Source organism: Paraburkholderia sp. BR10872 (assembly GCF_040965835.1).
Classification (GTDB): domain Bacteria; phylum Pseudomonadota; class Gammaproteobacteria; order Burkholderiales; family Burkholderiaceae; genus Paraburkholderia; species Paraburkholderia nodosa_A.
Genome location: NZ_JBFRCN010000013.1, coordinates 128,177 through 150,583, shown reverse-complemented (window position 1 = coordinate 150,583; position 22,407 = coordinate 128,177). Strand labels below are relative to the sequence as shown.

Below are 22,407 nucleotides of genomic sequence, written 5' to 3'. Positions count from 1 at the left end.
CCGGTGCCGCGCATGACGGTCGCGTAGCTCGCCGCGGAAAGCGCGTAGAGCATCGACTGCGCGCCCACCACGCCCATGCCCGCGAGCAGCACCGACACCGAGATCCAGAACAGGTTGCCCGCGCCCGCGAGCATGAAAAGCGAAATCGCGATGCCGGCATAGACAGCCGCGACGACTCGCCCGGGCCTGACGCGGTCCATCAGCATGCCGATGCCGAGCACGCCGATCACGCTGCCCACGTTGAAGAAGATCTGCGTGACGCCGGCCTGGCTGCGCGAAAGGCCCCGGCTCACGATCAGCGAGGGCAGCCAGTTGAGCAGGAAGTACAGCACGATCAGCGTGCAGAAAAAGCTGATCCAGATCTGTGCGGTCACCGCGGCGCGACCGTCGCCGAACAGCACGCGCCACGTGGGCGGCGGGCCGCTCTGCGTGGACTGCGCGCGGCTCGAGGCCGCTTCATAGGCCGCGGATTCGGGCAGGCAGGCGAGGATCAGCGGCGCGACCACGAGCGGTCCGACGCCGCCCGCATAGAAGATATGCCGCCATTCGGTGTCGCCCGCACTGAGGACGCCGATCAGCGCCGCGAGCGCGCCGCCGAGCGGCATGCCGCAATACATGATGCTGACCGCCGTATTGCGCAGCCGCGGCGCCACGGCTTCGGCCGAGAGCGCGATCAGGTTCGGCATGGCGCCGCCAAGGCCGACGCCGGTCAAGACGCGCGCCACCAGCAGCGTGGCAAAGCTCCACACATGGGCGGTGAAGATCGAGAACACGCCGAACGCGACCATCGAGAGCAGCAGCACGCGCTTGCGCCCGATGCGGTCGGCGAGGCGTCCGCCGATCATCGCCCCGGGCAGGAGCCCGAGCATGCCCGCACTGAACGCGAGCCCCATCTGGCTCACCGAAAGACCGAACTCGCGCGCCATGCGCGGCGCGGCCACGCCCGTCGACTGAAGATCGACGCCCTCCAGCACCGCCACGATCAGACACAAACCCAACACCCATGCGGTGCCCGCCGCCGTGCGCGCGCTCACCTGCGTAGTCGATGACGACACGTTGCCTCCTCGTTTTGTAATGGAATGTCGCGGCCTTTCACCGCACCGTCACTAGTTAGTTAACCTAACCTACGTGCTAAAAAAATTTCATGCATGGGGCAGCGGAGTGCGGCAGCCCGCTTCGATGAGCCGCAGCCGGTGATCGAACGCCATGAGCGGGTAAGCGAAGAAGTAGTGCGCCGTGACGCGCTTTTCGGCATAGAACGGATCGTCGGCCGAGGCATCCATCGCGATGCGCAGCGTGCGCGCCCAGGCGAATGCAAGCAGCAGCCAGCCGATAAGCGCGAGATAGTCGTCGGCCACGCGGTAGGGCAACTCGCGATCGTCTGCACTGCCCTGCCTGATTTCGCCCGTGATGCGCTGCACGTCCGCCACCAACGCATCGAGCCGTGCGCCTGCACGGTGAAGCGCAGGATCGTGGGAAGCGATACAGCGTGTGGCGTCCGCTGTGACATGCGCAAGCAACGCGCGCAACGCCTCGCCGCCATCGCCGAGCACCTTGCGCACGAGCAGATCGATCGCCTGGATTTCGTTCGTGCCTTCGTAAAGCATGGCGACGCGGCTGTCGCGCACCGTCTGCTCCACGCCGTATTCGTGGATATAGCCGTAGCCGCCGAACACCTGCAGCGCACTCGATGCCGCCGCAAAGCCATTGGCGGTGAAGAACGCCTTGGCGACAGGCGTGAGCAGCGAGGCGAGCTGCCCCGCCGCCTGGCGCTCGTTCGCATCGGGGTGGCGCGCGGCCACGTCGAGCCAGTAACCGATCCAGTAGCCGATGGCCCGCTGGCCCTCCACCGTCGCGCGCAAGTCGAGCAGGATGCGCCGCATGGCCGGATGAAACGCGATCGGCGCGGCCTGCGCCGGCTCGCCCTCGTATTGCGCAGGCGCACTCACGGCGCGCATTTGCACGCGTTCGTGCGCGTAGGCGTGCGCGCGCTGGCAGGCAAGCTGCGCGTGGCCCACACCCTGCATCGCCACCTGCAGGCGCGCCGCGTTCATCATGACGAACATCGAAGCGAGGCCGCGATGCGGCTCGCCCACCAGCCAGCCCAGCGCGTGCTCGAAACGCATCGAACACGTCGGGCTCGCCTTGAGGCCCATCTTCTTTTCGATGCCCTCGCAATGCACGCCGTTGCGCACGCGCTCGCCGGTCTCGCCGAAGGTCCATTTCGGCACCACGAAGAGCGAGAGGCCCTTCGTGCCCGCCGGCGCATCGGGCAGACGCGCGAGCACGAGGTGCACGATGTTGTCGGTCAGATCGTGCTCGCCGCCCGTGATGAAGATCTTGCTGCCGTCGATGCGCCAGGCGCCGTGCGCCGCGTCGGGCGTCGCTCGCGCGCGCAGCAGCGCGAGATCGCTGCCCGCCTGCGGCTCGGTCAGACACATCGTGGCAAGCCACTCGCCGCTCGCGATCTTCGGCAGCCAGTCGCGCTTCAACGCATCACTGCCGTGCGCCATCAGACACGCCGTCGCGCCATGCGTGAGGCCGGGCGACATCAGCCATGCGTGGTTGGCCGCCGCGAGCATTTCCTGCAGTGCGACTTCGAGCAGTTGCGGCAGGCCCTGGCCGCCCGCGTCGGCGTCGAGCGCGAGCGTCGGCCAGCCTGCCGCGACGAAATCCGCATACGCCTCGCGAAAGCCCGTGGGCATCGAGACCTCGCCGCCCTCGAAGCGGCTCCCCTCGAGGTCGCCCGCCGGGTTCAGCGGCGCGACGCGTTCCATCACGAAACGTGCGGCTTCTTCGAGCACCTGCTGCGCCGTCGCGCTGTCGAGGTCCGCCCATGCGGGAACGCTGCGCCACCATGCGGGTGCTTCGATCCATTCGTCGATCACGAAGCGCATGTCGCGCAGCGGGACCTGATAGTCGAGACTCATCGTGAACGTTCCTCAAACGTGCTGCAGATGACGAGCGAAAATCACGCGCGTTTGCGTGCCCCGCGCGGCGTACAACGCGTCTACGAGCGCCGCGCGCTGGCTCAGCACGACGCGCTGATTGATCGACCCTTTGTCGGTGATCTCGCCCAGATCGAGCGACGGCGGCGCGTCCATCAGGTGCAGTCGCGTGACGAGGGTCGCGCTGCCCGTCGCCTCGCGGTTCAGCCGCTCCATCAGGTCAGCAAAGAAGTCGCGCACGGCGCTCGCGTCCAGAACGTCGCGCGCGGGCGCACTCGCATCGAGCCCCGCGAGCCGGCGGCATTCGTCGAGGCGCGGAAAGATCAGCACGCCGATGTCGTCGCGGTCCATGCCCGCGATCACCGCGTCCTGCACGTACGGTGCGCCGCCCGAGACGATGCGCGCGCGCATGGGCCCCACGCTCACGAACGTGCCGGAGCTGAGCTTGAAATCCTCAGCAATGCGTCCGTCGAACAGCAGGCCGAGTTCGGGCCGCCCGGCATCGACGAAGCGCACGGCGTCGCCGGTGCGGTAGTAGCCCTCTTCGTCGAACACGTCGTGACGGTCCGCCTCGTTCGCGCGCCAGTAGCCGCCCATCACGTTCGGGCCGCGAAAGCGCGCTTCGAGCTTGCCGTCCACGGGTACGAGACGCGTCTCGCAGCCCGGCGCGGGCAGGCCGATATAGCCCGCGCCCATCACAGGGCCGGTCGTGAAGAGGCACGACGGCGCGGTCTCGGTCATGCCGAGGCCCGCCATGATGCGGATGCGCTCGCCGCAATGGGCCTGCGTCACGCGTTCGAGCCGGTCCCACGCCGCCTGCGAGAGCCCCGCGCCCGCGAAGAAATACATCTTCACGCGCGAGAAAAACGTCTCGCGCAGTTGCGCGTCGGTTTCGAGCGCGGCAGTCAGTTCTTCCCAACCCTTCGGGACGTTGAAGTAGAGCGTGGGGGCGATTTCGCGCAAATTGCGCAGCGTCTCTTCGAAGCGGCCGGCCACGGGTTTGCCGTCGTCGATATAGAGCGTGCCGCCGTTGTAGAGCGCGATACCCACGTTGTGGCTGCCGCCGAAGGTGTGATTCCACGGCAGCCAGTCCACCAGCACCGGCGGCTCGATGCCGAACTGCGGGAACGTCTGCAGCAGCATCTGCTGATTGCTGCACAGCTGCACAGCATGCGATGCGTGGTGGGCACGGCCTTCGGCAGGCGCGTCGAGCCGGAGGTGAAGAGGAACTTCGCGATGGTGTCGCCGCTCACGCGCGTCTGCGCGGCTTCGAAGCTGCCCGCCTGCGTCTCGAGCAACGTCGAAAACGGCGTCTCGCGGCGGCCGCCGCCAGCCGGCGTCACGACCACGCGCTCGATATCGGCGGGCACCGCGGCGTCGAGCGCCGCGGCAAAAGCGGGGCCGTCCGCCGCGAATACGAGGCCGGGATTGAGCAGACCCAGCGTGTGCCGCAGCTTGTTGTAATCGCTGGAGACGAGCGAATAAGCGGGAGAAATGGGCGCATAGGGCACGCCGGCCCATAGCGCGCCGAACGCCATCTGCAGATGTTCGAGATCGTTGCCCGAGAGCAGCGCGACCGGGCGCTCCGCCGACAAGTCTCGCTCGATCAAGGCTTGCCCGATCGCACGGGCGCGTTCGAGCATCTGCGCGTAGCTGATGCCCTGCCATTGGCCGTCGGCGCCGCGGCGCGCCACGAGCCAGCGCTCCGGATGCTCGCGCGCGCCGCTCACGAGCCGGTCGGTCACGCGTTCGGGGAAGTCGTCGAGCGCCTCGCTCGAGCGCAAATACCAGCAGTCGCCGCGCCGTTCGATCTGCGGCGCGGCCGAGCCGATCGCGACGGCGCGATAACCGGCGAAGTCCGGTTGCACGACGGCGCGAGCATGCGTTTGGGTCGGCTCCGAATCCAAAGCCTGTCTCCTTTGCTTGACCGGTGCCGGGCTGCGCGGTGGATCGGCGCAGACGGCCCGGTGGTTCATGTCGTGAAGCGCGCGTTCAGATCGGATAGTGGCGCGGGCCGGTCTGCACGGTAATCCAGCGCAGGTCCGTGAATTCGGCGATCGAAGCCTTGCTGCCGAAGCGGCCATAGCCGCTCGCCTTCACGCCGCCGAACGGCATTTGCGCTTCGTCGTGCACCGTCGGCCCGTTGATATGGCAGATGCCCGATTCGATGCGCTTCGCCACGTTCATGGCGCGCGCGATATCGCGGCTGAACACCGCCGCCGAAAGCCCGTACTCGCTGTCGTTGGCGACCTTCACCGCTTCTTCGTCGCTGTCCACACGCTGTACCGTCACCACGGGGCCGAACGATTCGTCGGCGTAGAGCTTCATCTCGCGCGTGACGTTTTCGACGATCACAGGCTGCATGATCGCGCCGTTCACCTCGCAGCCCAGCGGCAGTTTCGCACCCTTCTCGCGCGCGTCTTCCACGAGCGCGAGTATGCGTCGCGCCGATGCTTCGCTCTCCAGAGTCCCCAGCACCGAGCCCGGCTGCGTGGGGTCGCCGGCCTTCAGCGTGCGTGCCTTCGCAACGAGCTTGTCGACGAACGCATCGGCAATCTTGCGGTCGACGATCACGCGTTCGGTCGACATGCAGATCTGCCCTTGATTGAAGAACGCGCCGAACGCTATGCCTTCCACTGCCGCGTCGAGATCGGCATCGTCGAGCACGAGCACGGGCGCCTTGCCGCCCAGTTCGAGCAGTGCGGGCTTCAAATGCCGAGCAGAAAGTTCGGCGACGATGCGCCCCACGCGCGTCGAGCCCGTGAAGTTCACGCGTTTGACGGCGGGATTGGCGATCAGGCGCTCGACAATGGCCGGTGCATCTTCCGGTGCATGCGTGAGCACGTTGACGACGCCCTCGCCCAGCCCCGCCTCGTTAAGCACTTCGCCGATCAGCGCATGTACGCCGGGACACCCTTCGGATGCCTTCAGGACCACTGTATTGCCGCACGCGAGCGGCATGGCGAGCGCACGCGTGGCGAGAATCACCGGTGCGTTCCAGGGCGCCATGCCGAGCACCACGCCGCACGGCTGGCGCACGGCCATCGCGAGGCTGCCGGGCACGTCGGATGGGATCACCGCGCCGTCGATCTGCGTGGTCATGGCGGCCGCTTCGCGCAGCATGTTAGCGGCGAGCATCACATTGAAGCCGTACCAGTTCGCCATTGCGCCCGTTTCCGCCGCGCCGATGGCGATGAAGTCCGCCGTGCGCGCATCCATCCGATCGGCGGCGGCCAGCAGGCGCTTGCGGCGCTCCGTGGGCGTGAGCGCTGCCCACGCCGGGAAGGCGCGCGCGGCCGCGGCAACGGCCGCGTCCGCATCTTCCACCGTGGCGGCGGCGGCGCGCGTGGCCACTGCGCGCGTGGCCGGATCGATGCGCTCGAAGGTCTTGCCGTTCGACGCACGGCGCTTCTCGCCGCCGATCAGAAGCCGGGTTTCATGCATGTCGTTGTCTCCTCTGTCTGGTGCGCCGCTATCGATTAGCGCTTGTATGCCTGCAAGCCCGGCTTGATGCTCTTGTCGTCGAGGAACTGTTTGAGGCCCTGCTCGCGGCCGCCTTCCTTGTCGCGATGGTTGGCCTGGTCCAGCTTCGCGTAGAGATAGTCCTCGTTCTGCTCCCACGTCAGTTCACGCGAACGCTTGAAGCCATGCTTCGCGTTGCGCAGCACGACCGGGTTCTTGTCGAGCAGTTTCGCGGCAAGCGCGAGCACTTCCTCGCGCAGCTGCGCGAGCGGCACGCTCTTGTTGACCAGGCCCATTTTCGCGGCCTGCTGGCCCGTAAAGGTATCGCCCGTCATGATGTAGTAAAGCGCCTCGCGGTGGCCCACCGTATCTGCCATCGCCTTGCTCACGAGGTTGCCCGGCGGAATGCCCCAGTTGATTTCCGAAAGACCGAACGTGGCTTCGTCCGCGGCAATCGCGAGATCGCACGCCACGAGCGGCGAGAAGCCGCCGCCGAAACACCAGCCGTTCACCATCGCGATGGTCGGCTTCGAATACATGCGCAGCAGCTGCCATTGCCAGCGGCTCGCGTCGCGGCGAATGCGCTCCTGCAGCACGTCGGGGCCCGCATCGACCTCGCGGAAGTATTCCTTCAGGTCCATGCCGGCCGTCCATGCCGAGCCTTCGCCGGTCAGCACGAGCACTTGCGCCTCGGCGTCGAGCTCGAGCGTTTCGAGGACGTCGATCATCTCCTTGTTGAGCGTCGGGCTCATGGCGTTGCGCTTTTCCGGCCGGTTGAACGTCACCCAGCCGATGCCGCCCTCGACCGCAACCTTGACCGTTTTCCAGCGACCTTCGTAACTCATTCTCTCTCTCCGTAGACACCGCCGCACTCGCGGCTTGAAATCAATTTACTATCAGGCTCCCTGATATGTAAAGTAGAATATGATCTCGTCGGTACAAACCCGTAAAACGCGATGAACCAGAAAACTTCACCCACTGCGCCGCGCGCCCGAATCGCGCAGCCAGCCGCCGAGGGCAGCCCGCACGCCGTGCCGCCCATGCGCCTGAGCTACCTGATCGGCCAGCTCGACCGCGTCGTGTCGCGCCGCCTGACCGAAGCGCTTGCGCGCCACGGGCTCACGCTGCCGCAGTACACCGCGCTTTCCGTGCTGCGTGCGCGCGGCCGCTCGTCCAATGCGCAACTCGCCGAGCGCTCGTTCATCACGCCGCAGGCCGCCAACGAAGTCGTGAAGACGATGGAGGCGAACGGCTGGGTCATGCGAGAAGCCGATCCGATGAACCGCCGCGTGGTGCTGCTTTCGCTCACGGAAGCCGGCGACGCGCTGCTGGGCGAATGCGACGCCGCCGCCGACCACGTGGAAGGCGCAATGCTCGACGATATGGACACCGAAACAGCGGAAAAACTCCACGCGCTGCTGCATGCCTGCGTGCGCAATCTGCGCGCTGCTTAAGCGCTCGTGCGGCGAGTGACAATAAGGAGGAGACACCTTTGAACATCGACCAGCTCGTTGCGATCGACACGCACGTCCACGCCGAAGTGTCGTGCTGCCAGCCGCCCGACCTCTTCGCGAAGGAGTTCGACGACGCCGCCGACAAGTATTTTGGCACCGTGTTGAAGCAAGGCCGCCGCCCGACGATTCCGGAAACGATCGAGCACTACCGCGAGCGCAACATCGGTTTCGTGATGTTCACGGTGGATTGCGAGGCGAATATCGGGCGTCGCCGCATCGACAACGAAGAGATCGCCGACTTCGCGCAGCGGAACGCCGACATCATGATCGCGTTCGCCAGCATCGACCCGCACAAGGGCAAGTTCGGCGCGCGCGAGGCGCGGCGGCTGATCGAGGCGCATGGCGTGCGCGGCTTCAAGTTTCACCCCACCATGCAGGGCTTTTTCGCCAACGACCGGCTGGCTTACCCGCTATACGAAGTGATTGCCGAATATGGCCTGCCCGCGGTGTTTCATAGCGGCCACTCGGGCATGGGTTCGGGCATGCGCGGCGGCGGCGGGTTGCGTCTGAAGTACTCGGAGCCGATCTATCTCGACGACGTGGCCGCCGATTTCCCCGACATGAAGATCGTCATCGCGCATCCCTCCTGGCCGTGGCAGGAGCAGGCGCTTTCCATCGCGCTGCACAAGCCCAACGTGTATATCGACCTGTCGGGCTGGTCGCCGAAATACTTCTCGCCGGAATTGGTGAAGTACGCGAATACGCTGTTGCGCGAGCGAGTGCTGTTCGCTTCCGACTTTCCCTTGATCCGTCCGGATCGCTGGCTCGCGGATTTCGATACGCTCGACATCAAGCCGGAAGTGCGCCCGTTGATCCTCAAGGAGAATGCGGTACGGCTGCTGGATCTCGGCGCGAAAACCTGAAGAAAGCGGCGCGCCCGGCGAGACACGGCCACGGTATTCGATACGCTGCGCCCATGCAATTTACATCAAGCGGAGCACGATTCTATGGAGAAGCGCTTGCAGGTCGCGTCGCGTGTCGATCACGAGGTGAATAAAAACGGTGTCGTCGCGGACCTGCACTCTTGAGGTAGCTGATTGGCTTCACGTGATCGGCGAGAATTATCGGTCCGATTGCACGCACCACCTTTTAGGGCCGGAAGAAACGGGCGCCCCCCACAGCGTATCCGCTAACGGGCGACGATGATCGTCATCTCGGATTCGTACTTGATCCGCACGTGGCTATGGTGCTTGAGGGACTGCATCACTTCGATCAGATCCGGGCGGCTGACCCGAATGGAACGGGCCGTGCCGGACTTGTCGACGACGGTCAGGAGGTTGAGCTTGCGGTCGACGCCGGTGACTTGCGCCACGCCGCTGAAGACCCGGAGTACCTGGAAGTTTTCCTGGTCGGCGCCGGAGGAGTGCTGGGTCACCTTTGCCGTGTGGGTCAGGCGCGTCACCGCCGCGCCTTCGGCCGGCGTCAATCCGGTGACGTACGGCTCCATGTAGTGGGTCGTCAGCTTGTCGCCGACCCGGATCACCTTGAGCACATCGGGATGATCTTTCACATTGAAGCTCAGGTCGTCGTGACCCGGCACGGTCACGACGATGAGTGCATTCTTCTGATCGATCAAACTGACGGTGCCGCTTTCCGTGTCGACGGAGGCCCCGGCTGGCATGGCCTCCGAGGCAGCAGAGGCGTCCTCGTCAGCCGCGCGGCACAGGGGCACCGAGGCCGCAAAGAAGCCGCATGCTACGACTGAGAGCGCCAGGCAGCGCGCGAACGCAATGCGCGTATTCGATCGGTAGAGCATGGTAGTCCCCTTGAGACGATCAGGTGCCACGCTTGCTGCGCCGGTCCGGGACCATGGCGTGTGTTCTCGGAGCCTAACACTGCAGGACGCCCCGACCATCGGACTTTGGTCCTATAGGGTCGAGGCTGGGGTAGAGGCTGGCGTCGAGGCTCCCTACCGTGCGAAGGCCGCCGCACAGCTTCCCGGCGCCTGCCCCGGCACCGGCGAGCGGAACGTGAACAGGCCGCCCGCCAGCGGCTGCTTCTCGCGCTCGGCTGCCGTGAGCCCCTTCCACGCGGTGGAAACGTACACGGTCTGCAGATCGTCCCCGCCGAACGCGAGTTTCGTGATATTTGCGCACGGAAACGCGATCTGGCCGGCCAGTTCGCCTTCGGGCGAATAACGGTCGATGCGCCAGCCGCCGAACAGTGCGACCCATACGTAGCCCTCTGCGTCCACGGCCATGCCGTCCGGGTACCCGTCGCCGGCAATGGCGGTGAAGATGCGCTTGCCCGACAGCGTGCCGTCAATGGCAACATCGAACGCATACACGACGCGGCGCATTGTGTCGTTGTGATAGAGCGTGCGGCCGTCCGGACTCATGGCCGGGCCGTTGGTGATCACGTAGCCGCTGTCCTGCGTGCTCGCCACCGCGCCTGCGTCCACGCGATACAGCGTGCCGCTCGGCGCTTGCTCGGCGTCGTCCATCGAGCCGAACCACAGGCGCCCGCGCGCATCGGCGAAACCGTCGTTGAGGCGATTGCCCGGCAGATGCGGCTCGACATCGACCAGCTTGTCGAATTCCCCGCTCACGGCGTCGAAACGATACAGGCCGTCAGGCAGGCCGCACACAAAAGCCCGGTCGCCCAGCGGCGCGATGAAGCCGACCTGGTCGGGCGCGTACCACGTCGTGCGCTCCCCGGTCGTGACCACGAAGCGATGAATCCGGCGGCCCTTGATATCGACGAAATAGACCGCGTTTTCCGCGGCCTGCCAGAGCGGCCCTTCGGCCAGCTCGGCGCCGATCGGCCACACGCATACGGGAGCCGGCATCGTCATTCTCCGTACCATCCCGCGTCGACGAAGTAATCGCGCCCGGAGCAGCGCGAGGCGTCGTCGGATGCGAGGAACAAGGCCATGCGGGCCACGTGCTCGGGCTCGATGCGCAGCTGCAGACACTGCCCCGCGACGACTTTCGCCTCGCTCTCCGGCGTTTGCCACAGGTTCATCTGCCGCGGCGTTTTCACGGCGCCCGGGATGATGCAGTTCACGCGAATACCCGCGCCGCCCAGGTCGCGCGCGAGGCCGCGCGTCAAACCTTCGATGCCGGCCTTGGCGGTCAGGTAGATCGGCAGGTTCGGCAACGCGACGTGCCACGACACCGAACCGAAGTTCAGGATCACGCCGCGCCCCGCCTGGCGCATGCCCCGCGCGGCGGCCTGCGCGCAGAAGAACTGATGGCGCAGGTTGACGGCGATGCGCCCGTCCCAGTAACTCGCGGTCAGCTCGCCAACATCATGGCGGTCGTCATTGCCCGCGTTGTTCACGAGCACGTCGATCGGGCCCGCGGCATCGACGATCGACGCGAACACGCTTTCGATCGCGTCCACGCTGCACAGGTCGCAGCGCTTGAACAGCGGCGGATGCTTCGCATCGCGAAGCTTCTCCTGAAGCGCGAGCGAATCGTCTTCGGCCACATCGAGGAAAAACACGCGCGCGCCCTGCTGCGCGAATGCCTCCACGACCGCGGCGCCGATCCCGCTGCCGCCGCCGGTGATAACGACGGTTTTGTCCGCCAGGCTCGGATAGATTGCGTACGACATCAAATATTCCAGTGTTGACTTGTCAGAACCCAAACAGGGCGGCGAGCCGCAAATGGCTCGCCGCCCTGACCTGCCGCTTCCCTTTCGCTTACGAGACGACTTCGACGGCGCTCAGCATGCGCCAGTCGCGCGGGAGCGTGCGCGCGGCATTGCCCACCACCGTGACCGTGCCGCTCAGATGGATATCGCGGCTCGAACTGCCCACCATCAGATCGAACTTGCCCGGCTCGACGATGCGCTCGCCGCGTGCGTCGGTGAAATTGAACATATCGACGGGCAGCTTCACGTTCACGCGAGTGAGCGCGCCTGCCGCGAGCGGCACACGAGCGAACGCCTTGAGTTCGCGTACCGGCCGCGCCGTCGAAGCATGCTGGTCGCGCACGTAGATCTGCACGATCTCCGTGCCGTCGCGCGAGCCGGTGTTCTCGACCGTGAAGCTCAGTTCGACGGTGCCGTCTTCGAGCGGGACTTCGTGTTGCGCCACCGCGAGATCGCCGTAACGGAACTGCGTGTAGCCGAGGCCGAAACCAAACGGATAGCGGCTGCCGAAGTGGTAGGCGATCGGCGTGCCCGCGCTCTTGAGGCGATGGTTGTACACATACGGCACCGCCCCTGCGCTCTTCGGCACGGAGAGCGGCAGACGGCCGCTGAACCCGGCGCGACCCACCAGCAGATCGGCAAGCGCCTCGGCGCCGCGCTCGCCCGGCGCAAACGCCATGATCTGCGCGGCGATGCGATCTTCGAGGCCGCCGAGGTTGTACGGGCGGCCGCCCGTCATCACGACGACCGTAGGCGTGCCGCTCTCGACCACGGCCTCGAGCATCTGCAACTGCACGCCCGGGAGTTCCAGGCTGTCCGTATCGGAGCCTTCGCCCACCGTACCGGACTGGAACAAGCCCGCCAGATCGCCGACGAATACGACGGCCACGTCCGCTTTTCCCGCAGCATCGACCGCGTCGGGAATCGCATCGGTGTCCTTGCTGATCAGTTCGTCGCGGTTGGCGGCGGTGCTCAGGTCGAGCGACACGTCGCCCGGGAAAACCGGCGCACCCGCACGGCGGGTCTTGATGATGTCGCAACCCTTGGCATGCAGCACGCGCGACTCGCCCAGCAGCGCGCGCAGTGCGCCCAGCGGCGTAGCGATCGACGCGACAGACTGCTCGCCCGAGTTGATGAGGTGCACCGGAAAGCTGTAGCCGGCGAGCAGCGCGAGCGGGTCGTCGGCGGTCGGGCCGATCACCGCGATTGTTTGCGCGCCATTGGCGTTCAACGGCAGCACGCCGCCTTGATTACGCAGCAGCACCGCCGATTCGAGCGCGACCTGATACGCCGTATCGGCCGCTGCCGTGCCCTTCACGTCCACGCGCTCGGGGTCCACATACGGATTCTCGAACAGGCCAAGGCGGAACTTGGTGCTCAGCACGCGCGACACCGCGGTGTCGATCGTCGCTTCGGTGATCTCGCCGCGATCGAGCGCTTCTTTCAGATGGACCGCACACTCGTGCCCAGGCAACTCGACGTCGAGTCCCGAATTGAACGCGAGCGCCGCCGCCGACGCGCTGTCGTGCGCCACCGCGTGATGGCTGTAGAGCAGGTCGACGGCAGCATAGTCCGCAACGACGAGCCCCTCGAAACCCCACTTTTCGCGCAGCGTATCGTGCAGCAGCGTGCGGTCCGCATGGCAGGGCACGCCGTCGATATCGTGGTACGCCGGCATGATCGAGCCCGCGTGCGCGAGTTTGACCGCCATTTCGAACGGCAGCAGAAACACGTCGTTCAACTCGCGCGGTCCGACGTGCACGGGCGCATGATTGCGGGCGCCTTCGCTCGCGGAGTGGCCGACGAAATGCTTGAGCGTGGCGAGCACGTCGCGGCGCTCGCCTTGCAGACCGTTCACGTAGTGACACGCGAGCACGCCCACCAGATACGGATCTTCGCCGAGCGTTTCCTCGGTGCGGCCCCAGCGCGGATCGCGCGACACGTCGAGTACGGGCGCCAGGCCCTGGTGGCAGCCGATCGAGCGTGCCTGCTCGCCGATGATGCGCCCCACTTCGCCCACGAGATCCGGGTTCCACGTCGCCGCGTAGTTCAGCGGCGAGGGAAACAGCGTGGCGTCCTTGATCATCAGGCCCACGAGACATTCCTCGTGCGACATGACGGGAATACCCAGGCGCGTATCTTCGACCATCTTGCGCTGCAGTTCGTTGAGCGCACGCACGCCCTCTTTGGGATCGACCGTGTGGGTGCCGAGCGGACGCGTGATCTGTCCAAGACCGTGTTCGAGAATCTGGTTCACCGTGAGGCTGTTGGCGCTTTGCGCGAAGTCGATACTGCGCGCCTTGTGCTCGCCGTCGGCCGAAAGCACCAGCCACGCGGCGTGAAGCTGGGCAATTTTTTCATCGAGCGTCATGCGCGCGAGCAGATCCGCCACGCGCTGCGCGGTCGGTGCGTCGGAGCGGCGGTAAAGCGGAATCTCTGTGGTGTGTTCAAGCGACATTGCTTCACTCCCTGGTATTGCACGAGACGGCGCTGATGTTTCGCCGTCCGTTTAGTTGTGCTTTTGAAAATGGCGTTGCGCGGGCGCGCGGCGAAAGCGGCGCCCGGCTTAGATGAGACGACGCAGCGCCATATCGTGATCGTCGAACACGTGGCATGCCTCGGCGGGCAGCGCAAGCTTGACCACTTCATCGTGCGTCAACGCGCTGTCGCCGGGCACCTTGGCGATCAGTGTCGCCGCGCCCGAGCCGGTCTGCGTTGCGTGGATGTAGCTGTGCTCGCCCATGTGCTCGACGAGCTTCACGCGGCACGCCAGCGTCTGTTCGTTGCGTGCATCGCCGGCCACACGCAGATGCTCCGGACGCACACCGAGCGTCACCTTCATGCCGGCGCGCGCACGCGAGCCGTCCACGCGCGCACGCACGCGCTCGCCGCTTTGCAGGTCGATGTCCACGCCGCCATCGTCGCCACCCACCACCGTGCCTGCGAAGAAGTTCATTTTCGGCGAGCCGATGAAGCCCGCGACGAACCGGCTCTTCGGATGGTGATACAGATCGAGGGGCGCCCCCACCTGCGCGACGCTGCCGTGGCGCTCCATGTGATCGCCGGCCTGCAGGAGCACGATGCGATCGGCCAGCGCCATGGCTTCCACCTGATCGTGCGTCACATACACGGCGCTCGCCTCGCTGAACTCGCGATGCAGACGCGCGATTTCGGTACGCGTCTGCACGCGCAGCGCCGCATCGAGGTTCGAAAGCGGCTCGTCGAACAGGAACACGCCCGGCTCGCGCACGATCGCGCGCCCGATCGCCACGCGCTGGCGCTGGCCGCCCGAAAGCGCTGCGGGGCGGCGTTCGAGATAGGTATCGAGCTGCAGTGCGGCAGCCGCGCTGCGCACCTTCTTGTCGATGACGGCCTTGTCGATTTTCGCCTGACGCAGACCGAATGCCATGTTCTCGTACACGCTCATATGCGGATAGAGCGCATAGTTCTGGAACACCATCGCGACCTTGCGCTTCGCGGGTTCGACCTCGTTCATGCGTTCACCGTCGATGCGCAGTTCGCCGTCGGTGATCGATTCGAGTCCGGCGATCATGCGCAGCAGCGTGGACTTGCCGCAGCCCGACGGGCCGAGGAACACGCAGAATTCGTTCTTGCCGACTTCGAGGTTGGCGTCGCGGATCACCGCGTTGCCGCTCGCGTAGGCCTTCTGTACGTTGTTGAGGGAAATGCTTGCCATATCGTTTTATGCGAAGTTCGGTTAGCGGTGCGAATCAGACCTGAATCAGCCCTTGAGCGAGCCGGCCATCATCCCCTTGATCACGCGCTCCTGACCGAACGCGTAAGCGACGATCAACGGCAACGACGTGAGCACGAGAACGGAAAGCATCGAGGGTATGTTCGACGCGTATTGCCCCATGAAGTCCCAGATCGCGAGGGGCAGCGTACGGTGCTCGGACGTCGACGTGAGCATGTACGCGAAGATGAACTCGTTCCAGAGACCAATGCCGTTGAAGATCGCCACCGTGGCGAGCCCCGGTCCCGAAAGCGGGAAGAAAATGCGCCAGAAAATGCGGAACGGGCTACAGCCGTCGAGCTGCGCGGCTTCTTCGAGCTCGCGCGGAATCTGCCGCATGAACTCGGTCAGGATGAAGATCGACACCGGCAGGCTGAGCGCCACATAGGGGCCGAGCAGCGCGAACTGCGTATCGTAAAGACCGAGGTTGCGCGTAAGCAGGTAGATCGGCACCAGCGTCGCATGCAGCGGCACGATCATGCCCGCCACCACGAGACCGAAGAGCAGCTTGTTCAGCCTGAAGCGCATGCGCGCAAACACATAGGCCGCCATCGCGCTGATGACGACGATCAGCGCGACCGACACGCCCACCGTGAACAGACTGTTGCGGAAATATGTGAAGAACGGCCCCTTCAGCACGGCCGCGTAATTGCCCCAATAAAGGTGGCTCGGCGGCGCCCACACGGAAGTCGTGAAGGTCTCTTCCTGGCTCTTGACGCTCGACACCACCATGAAGATGAACGGCACCGTGGTGACGGCCAGCCAGATCAGCGCGAGGATCGGAATCGTCACACGGGGAAAGCGGAATTTCTTGATCATGCTTCAGACCTCGGTTGCATAGCGGCGCGTGAAGTACATCGACACCGCCGCCACTGCGATGACGATCAGGAACATCGCCGAGCCGATGGTGCTGCCGTAGCCGAGCTGGAACGAACTGAACACCGTGCGATACATGTAGGTGGCCATCACCTCGGACGAGCCCTCGGGGCCGCCGCCGGTCATGACGAAGACGAGATCGAAGTAACGCAGCGAGCCGAGCACGGAAAGGATCACGGCCGTGCGCACCGTGCCCTGCAGGTGCGGCAGCTTGATGCGCCAGAAGATGGTCCACTCGGAAGCCCCGTCGAGCAGCGCTGCCTCGTTAACCTCGGCCGGCATCGACGAGAGGCCGGCGAGGAACAGAATCATGTAGAAAGGCGCGTTCTGCCAGATGATCACGGCGATGGTCGCGCCCAGCGAGAAGTGCGGGTCGCCCAGCCAGTCCTTCGCGAGACCATCGAGCCCGAATGCCTGCAGCGCGACATTCAGGGGTCCGAAATTCGGATCGTAGATCTGCTTGAACAGCACGCCGATCGCCACGCTCGACATGAGCAGCGGCAAAAAATAGAGAACCTTGAGTACGCGCGAGCCACGGCCGGCCTTTTCCAGCAGCACGGCGAGCGCCAGCGCGACAGGAAGCTGAATGACAATCGAGGCGAGCGCGAGAATCACGTTGTTCTTGAGCGATTGCCAGAACACCGTGTCATGGGCGAGCCGCGCCCAGTTCGCGAGCCCCGTATAGCGGGCCGTATTGCCGAGACCATTCCAGTCGAGCAGCGACAGCCGCAAGCTGGAAACGAGCGGATAAAGCAGGAACACGGCCAGCAGCAGCAGCGCCGGCGCGAGAAACACGACCGTGACGAGCGTTTGCGAGGAGAGCTTCAGCCGGCGTTCGGGTGTAGCGGAAAGTGCAATATTCACGAGCTTTTCTGCCGGCCGGCGCCTTGCGGCGCCAGCCGGACTTTTCCTGAGTGCTGGAGATCAACCGCCCTTCTTCGAAGCGGCTTCCATTTGCTGCGCGGCCGCCTCAGGCGTCACCGACAGACCGAACAGCGCCTGCGTCGTGTCCTTGTGCAGTTCGCCCAACGCCGGCGGCAGAGCCTGGTCGTACCAGAGCTGCACGCTCGGCGCCGCGGCAAGCAGTTGCTGCAGACGCTGCGTGAACGGATCGTCGATCTTGACGTTGTTGACCGGCGGAAGCTTGTGGTCATCCGACGCGCGCGCCTGCATCGCCTGGTCGTCGGTCAGCGACTGGATCAGCTTGAATGCGGCTTCCGGCGTCTTGCACTCGGTCGAGATGCTCAGGAAGCCATCGCCCACCGTGCCGATCAGGTCGCGCGGGTCGCCCTTGCCGCCCGGCACGCTCGGGAACGGGAAGAAGTCGAGATCCTTCGAGAACGTCGGATTTTCGTTGGCGATCGTCGAAGCTTCCCAGGCGCCCATCAGCTCCATCGCGGCCTTGCCCGTATACAGCAGACGGCGCGATGCACCCGAGTCATAGTCGAGGCCGTTGATGCCCGGCGCGAACGCGCCCGCCTTCACGAGCTCCTGAATGCGCTTGCCGGCTTCGATGAACGCCGGATCTTCGAAGCCCTTACCCTTTCCTGCGATCGCGTCGCTCACGACTTGCGGACCGCCGATACGGTCGACGAGGTACATGTAGTACATCGAGCCCGTCCACTTGTTCTTGTTCGCAAGTGAGAACGCTGCCACGTTGTGCTGCTTCAGCACATCCACGACGTGCATCAGTTCATCCCACGTCTTGGGCGGCGTAATGCCGTACTTCTTGAAGACTTCCTTGTTGTAGAAGATCACGGCGGCCGCGGCGTTTTCGGCAGCGACACCGTAGGTCTTGCCGCCGAACGTCGTGACGCTCCACGACGACTGCATGAAGCGGTTGCGATACGCCGGGTCCTTGTTCAGGTACGGCGTGAGGTCGACGATCTGACCGGATTTCACATATTCCTGCAGGCCGCCGCCGCCCCAGTTCTCGAACACGCACGGCGGCTGGTTCGCACCGAACGCCACCTTCAGCTTCGTCTTGTACGCCTCGTTCAGGACGTGCGAATTCTCGACCTTGTAGCCCGGATCGGCCTTTTCGAAGCGGTCCGACGCGTCACGGATGATCTTGCTCGACGACGCATTGGTCTGCTGATCCCATACCGTGATGGTTTTGGATTCCGCCGCAACGGCGTTCGAAACGACTGCAGACAGTGAAAACAGCAGTGCCGTGGCGCCGGCAATGGCCCGCGCCGTGGAGAAACCTGGGTACGCCATGTTTGTGTCCCCTCTTTAGGATTTTTGAGAGCTACCTGAGTTATCTGCGGGTTTAACGTTAGCCTTAACGTTAGTGGATGTTAAGCCGAGACTCAAACTACGGCTATGCGGGATTTTCCTGGTGAGCCCCCGTGGGAGCTTGCGCCCTGCGCAAGGGTGGTACGCACGGGGACGGTTGCACAAGCGCGCATCTGATAGAATAACCAGCACACAAACGGTATCGCTAACGTGACGAGCGGCCCATCCGCGGAGTAACCAGCGAGTCACGAGCGAGTCTTCGCAGACATGACCTCTCGTAAGCCCACACCACGCATGGCAAGGCAAACTCCAACGCTTGAGCACGTCGCCAAGCTTGCCGGGGTGTCGCAGATGACCGCGTCGCGCGCGCTCAATGGACGCCCGGGCGTGTCGCGCGAAACGCGCGACGAAGTACTGAGAATCGCTTCGGACATCGGCTATGTCGTGAACCGCACCGCCCAGAAACTCTCGGGCGGGCGCAACGGCATCATCGGCATCATTACGCCCACGCTCGACACGCAGTTCTCGAGCGAACTGGTGCTCGGCGCGGGCCGCGCGGCACGCGGCGCGGGCATGGAAATGCTCGTGTACACCGTGTTCGACGAAGACCGCCATACGCATCACGACCTGCTCGGGTTGATCCAGCAATTTTCCGACGGCATTCTCGCCATCCTGCCGCGCGAATCGCTCTGCCTCGAAGCCCTCGCCACGGCCAAAGTGCCCGTAGTGGTGGTCGATCAGCGCGGCACGCTCACGGGCTTTCCTTCGGTGTCCGTCGACAATTACGGCGGCGCCTGTCTCGCGGTCGAGCATCTCGCGGAACTCGGCCACAAGCGCATTGCGTTTCTCGCCGGCGACGAAACCATCGAAGGCGTGCGCGACCGCCAGCGCGGCTATCGCGACACCCTCGCCAAGCTCGGCCTGCCACGTGAAGACGCGCTGGTCGCCGCGGGCGACCTCTCGCAAATGATGGCGTTCGACGTCACGTTCGACCTGCTCAATCTCCCCGATCCACCCACCGCGATCTTCACGGCCAACGACCAGAGCGCGTTCGGCGTGATCGCCGCAGTCAGGGAAGCAGGCCTGCGCGTGCCCGACGACATTTCCGTGATCGGGTTCGACGATATCCCCATGTCCGAGCAGTTTCATCCTGCCCTCACTACGATTCGCCAGCCGTTTCAGCAAATGGCGCGTTCGGCGGTCAATACGCTGCTCGCGCAGATCGCCGGCATCGACGCCGCTTCGCAGCGCATCACGCTGCCTGCCGAGCTGGTGGTGCGCGACTCGACCGGACCGGTGCGAGCGCGCCACCGCCGCTCGCGTCACCAGATCGTTTCGACGTAAGTCGAGGCGCGCACCTTCGCATCGGAGGTCACGAGCGCGCCGCCATGCGTGCGGGCGGTCGCAACGATCAGCCTCTGATGCGAAGTGAGCGCGGGCGGCAGCGTCGCCGCCCGGAACGCAATTTCCGAATCGACCGGAATCAGGCGCACGCCATCCAGCTTCAGAAACGTCGAGAGCCAGCTACGGGCATCCATGGAAAGCCCCAGGCTGCCCGCCTTCACGAACTCCGCGATTTCCAGCGCGCTGATGGCTGAAATGAGGATCTCGCCGCCGTCGAGTTCACGGTCGATCGCATCGTGCGCGGCCTGACTCAGCGCTTTCTGTTTGCCGAGCCAGCACACGAGCGCAAGCGTGTCGAGCGTGATCATTACTCTTCCTGCTCGGCGGGAACCGGTGCAAGCGCGTGCTTGAGATTGAAATGCGTGATCGACGCGCGCAGCAGCTCGAGCGGATTCTCCGTCTTGCTGCGATACGGCCGGATTTCAATGGTGGGTTGTCCCCGGTCCGTCACGACGACGGTTTCGCCCAGCGTTTCGACCTGGCGGAACAGCTCGCAGGCGCGGGACTTGAAAATGGCTTTAGATACTCGCTTTTCCATGACGCTCTCCACCCATCAAAATTCTATCGGATTTTTATTGCATCGGGTCGTTGCGCACGCAACGAAATCGCGCTTCGCACCCCAATGGCTCTTTATCGGCGTTGCCCAACCGTTTCCTGCCTGAACTACGCCCTGCACCGGTATATCTCGCACCAACGAACTGCGGGTTTTTACCGGTAACATGTTTCGCCCGAATCCGCCCCGCGGCCCTTGCGCTTTCATATAATCGGTCTGTCTGATGGATGCCCGTCAAGCAGCCCGAGTTGTGATCGAGCGACCCGCGAGGCACGACAACAGGGTGTGTTGCTTGCCGGCGGATATGCGCGAGTAGCGGTGTACGCTTCGCTTGCCGATACGGACGCTGCCGCAGGAAAGCGGAGCGTTGGGGGAGGTGATTACCTTTGCTGCAGACCATCGATTAAGCAGAAACATAATAACGTTACCCTTAACGTTAATTCATGTTAAATGCCCGCTTCCGGCGCCGCCATGCGTGGTTTACCTGGGCTTGGCGAATCGACGCGGAGTCCGCGTAAACCGCGCCGGATCCCGGCCCAGTAAGGAAAGAGCGCCTGGAAAGCTGGCCACAGGGTACTGCAAAAAAGTACCGTTCCGGCTAACGTTAAATGGGCGGTAAGAAAAGTCGTAACGCCGATTCGCGACACTCATAATCATCCCTGCCCCCATATCGTCACACTCGCTGGTCCGGCTCATCCGGCGGCGGCTTCGTCGCAGGCTCCGCGTCGAAATGAACGATAAACGCATGCAGCGGCTCGCGCCGTTTCTCCTGGCGGTCGCGTTGCGACTCGCGCTCCCTCTCCGTCACATCGCGCGTTTCATCGGACGTCGCGGCCTGCCCGCTGCGCGCATTGACAGCGGACGCGAAATCGTCCTTCGACCCTTTGTTCGTCATGGCACTCTTCCCCGACCAAACCGGCACGTCAAACGACGGCTTGAACGTGCTCTCCCACCTGGGGACGCTCGAACGCCACCGCGTCGCCTTTCGCATCGAACAGCGTGACCGCGGACGAGGCCACCTTGATGGCCACGCGCGCGCCCGGCTCGTATTGCGCGTCCTTCTTGTCGAGCTTGAGCGCGACGGCGTGCGCCATGCCGTCGAGACGCGCGTGCAGGATCGAGACATCGCCCAGATGTTCGACCAGCTCCACGCGAGCGGCGATGCCTTCGTCCGCGAAGCCGATGCTCAAGTGTTCGGCGCGCACGCCCAGGGTCAATTCGCCATTGAGTGCGCGATCCGGGCGGCCCGACAACGCGATACGGTGGCTCGCTCCCGCAAGCGCGAGGACGGTCTGCACGCCGTTTTGCGACACGACCGTCGCGCCGAGCATGTTCATCTGCGGCGAACCGATGAAGCCGCCGACAAAACGGTTCGCGGGCCGGTCGTACAGATCGAGCGGCGCGCCCGTCTGCTCGATGTTCCCCTTGTTGAACACCACGATCTGCTCGCCGAGCGTCATCGCCTCGACCTGATCGTGCGTGACGTAAATGATCGTCGTGCCGAGTTCCCGATGCAGCTTCGCGAGTTCGATGCGCATCTGCACGCGCAGCGCCGCGTCGAGATTCGACAGCGGCTCGTCGAACAGAAAGACGCGCGGCTTGCGCACGATCGCGCGGCCAATCGCGACGCGCTGCCGCTGGCCGCCCGAGAGCGCCTTCGGCTTGCGCTCGAGCAGGTGCGTGATCTGCAGGATTTCGGCAGCGCGGCCCACGACCTCGCGTACTTCGCGCTTCGATTTGCCCGAGAGCTTCAGCGAAAAGCCCATGTTCTCCGCAACCGTCATATGCGGGTAGAGCGCGTAGCTCTGGAACACCATCGACACGCCGCGGTCCACAGGCTGCAGATCGTTCACGCGTAGGCCGTCGATCAGAATGTCGCCGCCGCTCACTTCCTCGAGCCCGGCGATCATGCGCAGCATGGTCGACTTCCCGCAACCCGACGGCCCGACGAATACCGTGAACTGTCCATCAGGAATATGAAGATCGATGCCCTGAATGATCTGCGGACCTTCGCCATACGTCTTCACGACGTTGCGCAATACGAGTTCGCCCATTGTTATG

At 64.7% G+C, this 22,407-nt stretch carries 19 protein-coding genes and 1 pseudogene; 3 read left to right on the top strand and 17 right to left on the bottom strand.

The window, feature by feature from the left end:
• The 5 genes and pseudogenes from mhpT to AB4Y43_RS13435 all read right to left on the bottom strand — a co-directional run.
• On the bottom strand, window positions 1–1,055 hold a 1,055-nt coding region (mhpT, locus tag AB4Y43_RS13455; RefSeq protein ID WP_368727990.1), incomplete at its 3' end, for a 3-(3-hydroxy-phenyl)propionate transporter MhpT.
• An 87-nt stretch (window positions 1,056–1,142) separates the two neighbouring features.
• Window positions 1,143–2,930 (bottom strand): acyl-CoA dehydrogenase family protein, encoded by a 1,788-nt coding sequence (locus tag AB4Y43_RS13450; RefSeq protein ID WP_368727989.1) that lies wholly within the window; start codon window positions 2,928–2,930, stop codon window positions 1,143–1,145.
• Between the two features lie 12 nt (window positions 2,931–2,942).
• Window positions 2,943–4,855: pseudogene (locus AB4Y43_RS13445) on the bottom strand (feruloyl-CoA synthase).
• Between the two features lie 85 nt (window positions 4,856–4,940).
• Entirely contained in the window at window positions 4,941–6,392 is a 1,452-nt protein-coding gene (locus AB4Y43_RS13440; RefSeq protein ID WP_368727988.1) for an aldehyde dehydrogenase, read from the bottom strand.
• 35 nt (window positions 6,393–6,427) lie between these two features.
• A complete protein-coding gene (locus AB4Y43_RS13435) occupies window positions 6,428–7,255 on the bottom strand; it encodes a p-hydroxycinnamoyl CoA hydratase/lyase (RefSeq protein WP_069262195.1) in 828 nt (275 codons plus the stop codon).
• A 111-nt stretch (window positions 7,256–7,366) separates the two neighbouring features.
• Between AB4Y43_RS13435 and AB4Y43_RS13430 the strand changes: the two genes are divergently transcribed.
• Complete coding sequence (locus AB4Y43_RS13430; protein WP_368727987.1) at window positions 7,367–7,864, top strand: MarR family winged helix-turn-helix transcriptional regulator; 498 nt, start codon at window positions 7,367–7,369, stop codon at window positions 7,862–7,864.
• 38 nt (window positions 7,865–7,902) lie between these two features.
• Complete coding sequence (locus tag AB4Y43_RS13425; RefSeq protein ID WP_069262197.1) at window positions 7,903–8,787, top strand: amidohydrolase family protein; 885 nt, start codon at window positions 7,903–7,905, stop codon at window positions 8,785–8,787.
• A 266-nt stretch (window positions 8,788–9,053) separates the two neighbouring features.
• On the opposite strand, the gene AB4Y43_RS13420 is transcribed toward AB4Y43_RS13425, so the two are convergent.
• The 8 genes from AB4Y43_RS13420 to AB4Y43_RS13385 all read right to left on the bottom strand — a co-directional run bounded on the left by AB4Y43_RS13420 (window position 9,054) and on the right by AB4Y43_RS13385 (window position 18,371).
• Entirely contained in the window at window positions 9,054–9,680 is a 627-nt protein-coding gene (locus AB4Y43_RS13420) for a hypothetical protein (RefSeq protein ID WP_368727986.1), read from the bottom strand.
• Window positions 9,681–9,833: 153 nt separating this feature from the next.
• Window positions 9,834–10,718, bottom strand: coding sequence for an SMP-30/gluconolactonase/LRE family protein (locus AB4Y43_RS13415; protein WP_368727985.1), 885 nt, complete (start codon window positions 10,716–10,718; stop codon window positions 9,834–9,836).
• Window positions 10,715–11,482 (bottom strand): SDR family NAD(P)-dependent oxidoreductase, encoded by a 768-nt coding sequence (locus tag AB4Y43_RS13410; RefSeq protein ID WP_368727984.1) that lies wholly within the window; start codon window positions 11,480–11,482, stop codon window positions 10,715–10,717. Before AB4Y43_RS13410 ends, AB4Y43_RS13415 begins: the two co-directional genes overlap by 4 nt.
• Before the next feature lie 88 nt (window positions 11,483–11,570).
• Window positions 11,571–13,979: a glycoside hydrolase family 3 N-terminal domain-containing protein gene (locus tag AB4Y43_RS13405; protein WP_368727983.1), complete on the bottom strand. Its 2,409-nt coding sequence runs from the start codon at window positions 13,977–13,979 to the stop codon at window positions 11,571–11,573.
• A gap of 108 nt (window positions 13,980–14,087) precedes the next feature.
• Window positions 14,088–15,218, bottom strand: a complete 1,131-nt coding sequence (locus AB4Y43_RS13400; protein ID WP_368727982.1) for an ABC transporter ATP-binding protein — start codon at window positions 15,216–15,218, stop codon at window positions 14,088–14,090.
• A gap of 45 nt (window positions 15,219–15,263) precedes the next feature.
• Complete coding sequence (locus tag AB4Y43_RS13395) at window positions 15,264–16,094, bottom strand: carbohydrate ABC transporter permease (protein ID WP_069262203.1); 831 nt, start codon at window positions 16,092–16,094, stop codon at window positions 15,264–15,266.
• Window positions 16,095–16,097: 3 nt separating this feature from the next.
• The gene (locus AB4Y43_RS13390) at window positions 16,098–17,015 is read right to left on the bottom strand and encodes a carbohydrate ABC transporter permease (protein WP_256094494.1); all 918 of its coding nucleotides are present in this window, start codon (window positions 17,013–17,015) and stop codon (window positions 16,098–16,100) included.
• Between the two features lie 60 nt (window positions 17,016–17,075).
• Window positions 17,076–18,371 carry an extracellular solute-binding protein gene (locus tag AB4Y43_RS13385; protein ID WP_069262204.1) on the bottom strand — a complete coding sequence of 432 codons (1,296 nt, stop codon included), beginning with the start codon at window positions 18,369–18,371 and terminating at the stop codon, window positions 17,076–17,078.
• Window positions 18,372–18,656: 285 nt separating this feature from the next.
• Between AB4Y43_RS13385 and AB4Y43_RS13380 the strand changes: the two genes are divergently transcribed.
• The gene (locus AB4Y43_RS13380) at window positions 18,657–19,733 is read left to right on the top strand and encodes a LacI family DNA-binding transcriptional regulator (protein ID WP_368603224.1); all 1,077 of its coding nucleotides are present in this window, start codon (window positions 18,657–18,659) and stop codon (window positions 19,731–19,733) included.
• Here the strand turns inward: AB4Y43_RS13380 and AB4Y43_RS13375 are convergent.
• From AB4Y43_RS13375 to AB4Y43_RS13360, 4 genes are all read right to left on the bottom strand, one after another.
• Window positions 19,712–20,101: a type II toxin-antitoxin system VapC family toxin gene (locus AB4Y43_RS13375; RefSeq protein WP_133183964.1), complete on the bottom strand. Its 390-nt coding sequence runs from the start codon at window positions 20,099–20,101 to the stop codon at window positions 19,712–19,714. The genes AB4Y43_RS13380 and AB4Y43_RS13375 overlap by 22 nt on opposite strands.
• Window positions 20,101–20,331, bottom strand: a complete 231-nt coding sequence (locus tag AB4Y43_RS13370) for a type II toxin-antitoxin system Phd/YefM family antitoxin (protein WP_069262207.1) — start codon at window positions 20,329–20,331, stop codon at window positions 20,101–20,103. Before AB4Y43_RS13370 ends, AB4Y43_RS13375 begins: the two co-directional genes overlap by 1 nt.
• Window positions 20,332–21,019: 688 nt before the next feature.
• Window positions 21,020–21,241, bottom strand: a complete 222-nt coding sequence (locus tag AB4Y43_RS13365; RefSeq protein WP_368684284.1) for a hypothetical protein — start codon at window positions 21,239–21,241, stop codon at window positions 21,020–21,022.
• Between the two features lie 28 nt (window positions 21,242–21,269).
• Window positions 21,270–22,400, bottom strand: coding sequence for an ABC transporter ATP-binding protein (locus tag AB4Y43_RS13360; RefSeq protein ID WP_368727981.1), 1,131 nt, complete (start codon window positions 22,398–22,400; stop codon window positions 21,270–21,272).
• Window positions 22,401–22,407: the final 7 nt, after the last annotated feature.

What these genes read in the sequence shown, in the direction of transcription:
- AB4Y43_RS13450 (WP_368727989.1), bottom strand. Translation starts at nt 2,930, where the DNA reads ATGAGTCTCGACTATCAGGTCCCGCTGCGCGACATGCGCTTCGTGATC.
- AB4Y43_RS13440 (WP_368727988.1), bottom strand. Translation starts at nt 6,392, where the DNA reads ATGCATGAAACCCGGCTTCTGATCGGCGGCGAGAAGCGCCGTGCGTCG.
- AB4Y43_RS13435 (WP_069262195.1), bottom strand. Translation starts at nt 7,255, where the DNA reads ATGAGTTACGAAGGTCGCTGGAAAACGGTCAAGGTTGCGGTCGAGGGC.
- AB4Y43_RS13430 (WP_368727987.1), top strand. Translation starts at nt 7,367, where the DNA reads ATGAACCAGAAAACTTCACCCACTGCGCCGCGCGCCCGAATCGCGCAG.
- AB4Y43_RS13420 (WP_368727986.1), bottom strand. Translation starts at nt 9,680, where the DNA reads ATGCTCTACCGATCGAATACGCGCATTGCGTTCGCGCGCTGCCTGGCG.
- AB4Y43_RS13415 (WP_368727985.1), bottom strand. Translation starts at nt 10,718, where the DNA reads ATGACGATGCCGGCTCCCGTATGCGTGTGGCCGATCGGCGCCGAGCTG.
- AB4Y43_RS13410 (WP_368727984.1), bottom strand. Translation starts at nt 11,482, where the DNA reads ATGTCGTACGCAATCTATCCGAGCCTGGCGGACAAAACCGTCGTTATC.
- AB4Y43_RS13405 (WP_368727983.1), bottom strand. Translation starts at nt 13,979, where the DNA reads ATGTCGCTTGAACACACCACAGAGATTCCGCTTTACCGCCGCTCCGAC.
- AB4Y43_RS13400 (WP_368727982.1), bottom strand. Translation starts at nt 15,218, where the DNA reads ATGGCAAGCATTTCCCTCAACAACGTACAGAAGGCCTACGCGAGCGGC.
- AB4Y43_RS13395 (WP_069262203.1), bottom strand. Translation starts at nt 16,094, where the DNA reads ATGATCAAGAAATTCCGCTTTCCCCGTGTGACGATTCCGATCCTCGCG.
- AB4Y43_RS13385 (WP_069262204.1), bottom strand. Translation starts at nt 18,371, where the DNA reads ATGGCGTACCCAGGTTTCTCCACGGCGCGGGCCATTGCCGGCGCCACG.
- AB4Y43_RS13380 (WP_368603224.1), top strand. Translation starts at nt 18,657, where the DNA reads ATGACCTCTCGTAAGCCCACACCACGCATGGCAAGGCAAACTCCAACG.
- AB4Y43_RS13375 (WP_133183964.1), bottom strand. Translation starts at nt 20,101, where the DNA reads ATGATCACGCTCGACACGCTTGCGCTCGTGTGCTGGCTCGGCAAACAG.
- AB4Y43_RS13370 (WP_069262207.1), bottom strand. Translation starts at nt 20,331, where the DNA reads ATGGAAAAGCGAGTATCTAAAGCCATTTTCAAGTCCCGCGCCTGCGAG.
- AB4Y43_RS13365 (WP_368684284.1), bottom strand. Translation starts at nt 21,241, where the DNA reads ATGACGAACAAAGGGTCGAAGGACGATTTCGCGTCCGCTGTCAATGCG.
- AB4Y43_RS13360 (WP_368727981.1), bottom strand. Translation starts at nt 22,400, where the DNA reads ATGGGCGAACTCGTATTGCGCAACGTCGTGAAGACGTATGGCGAAGGT.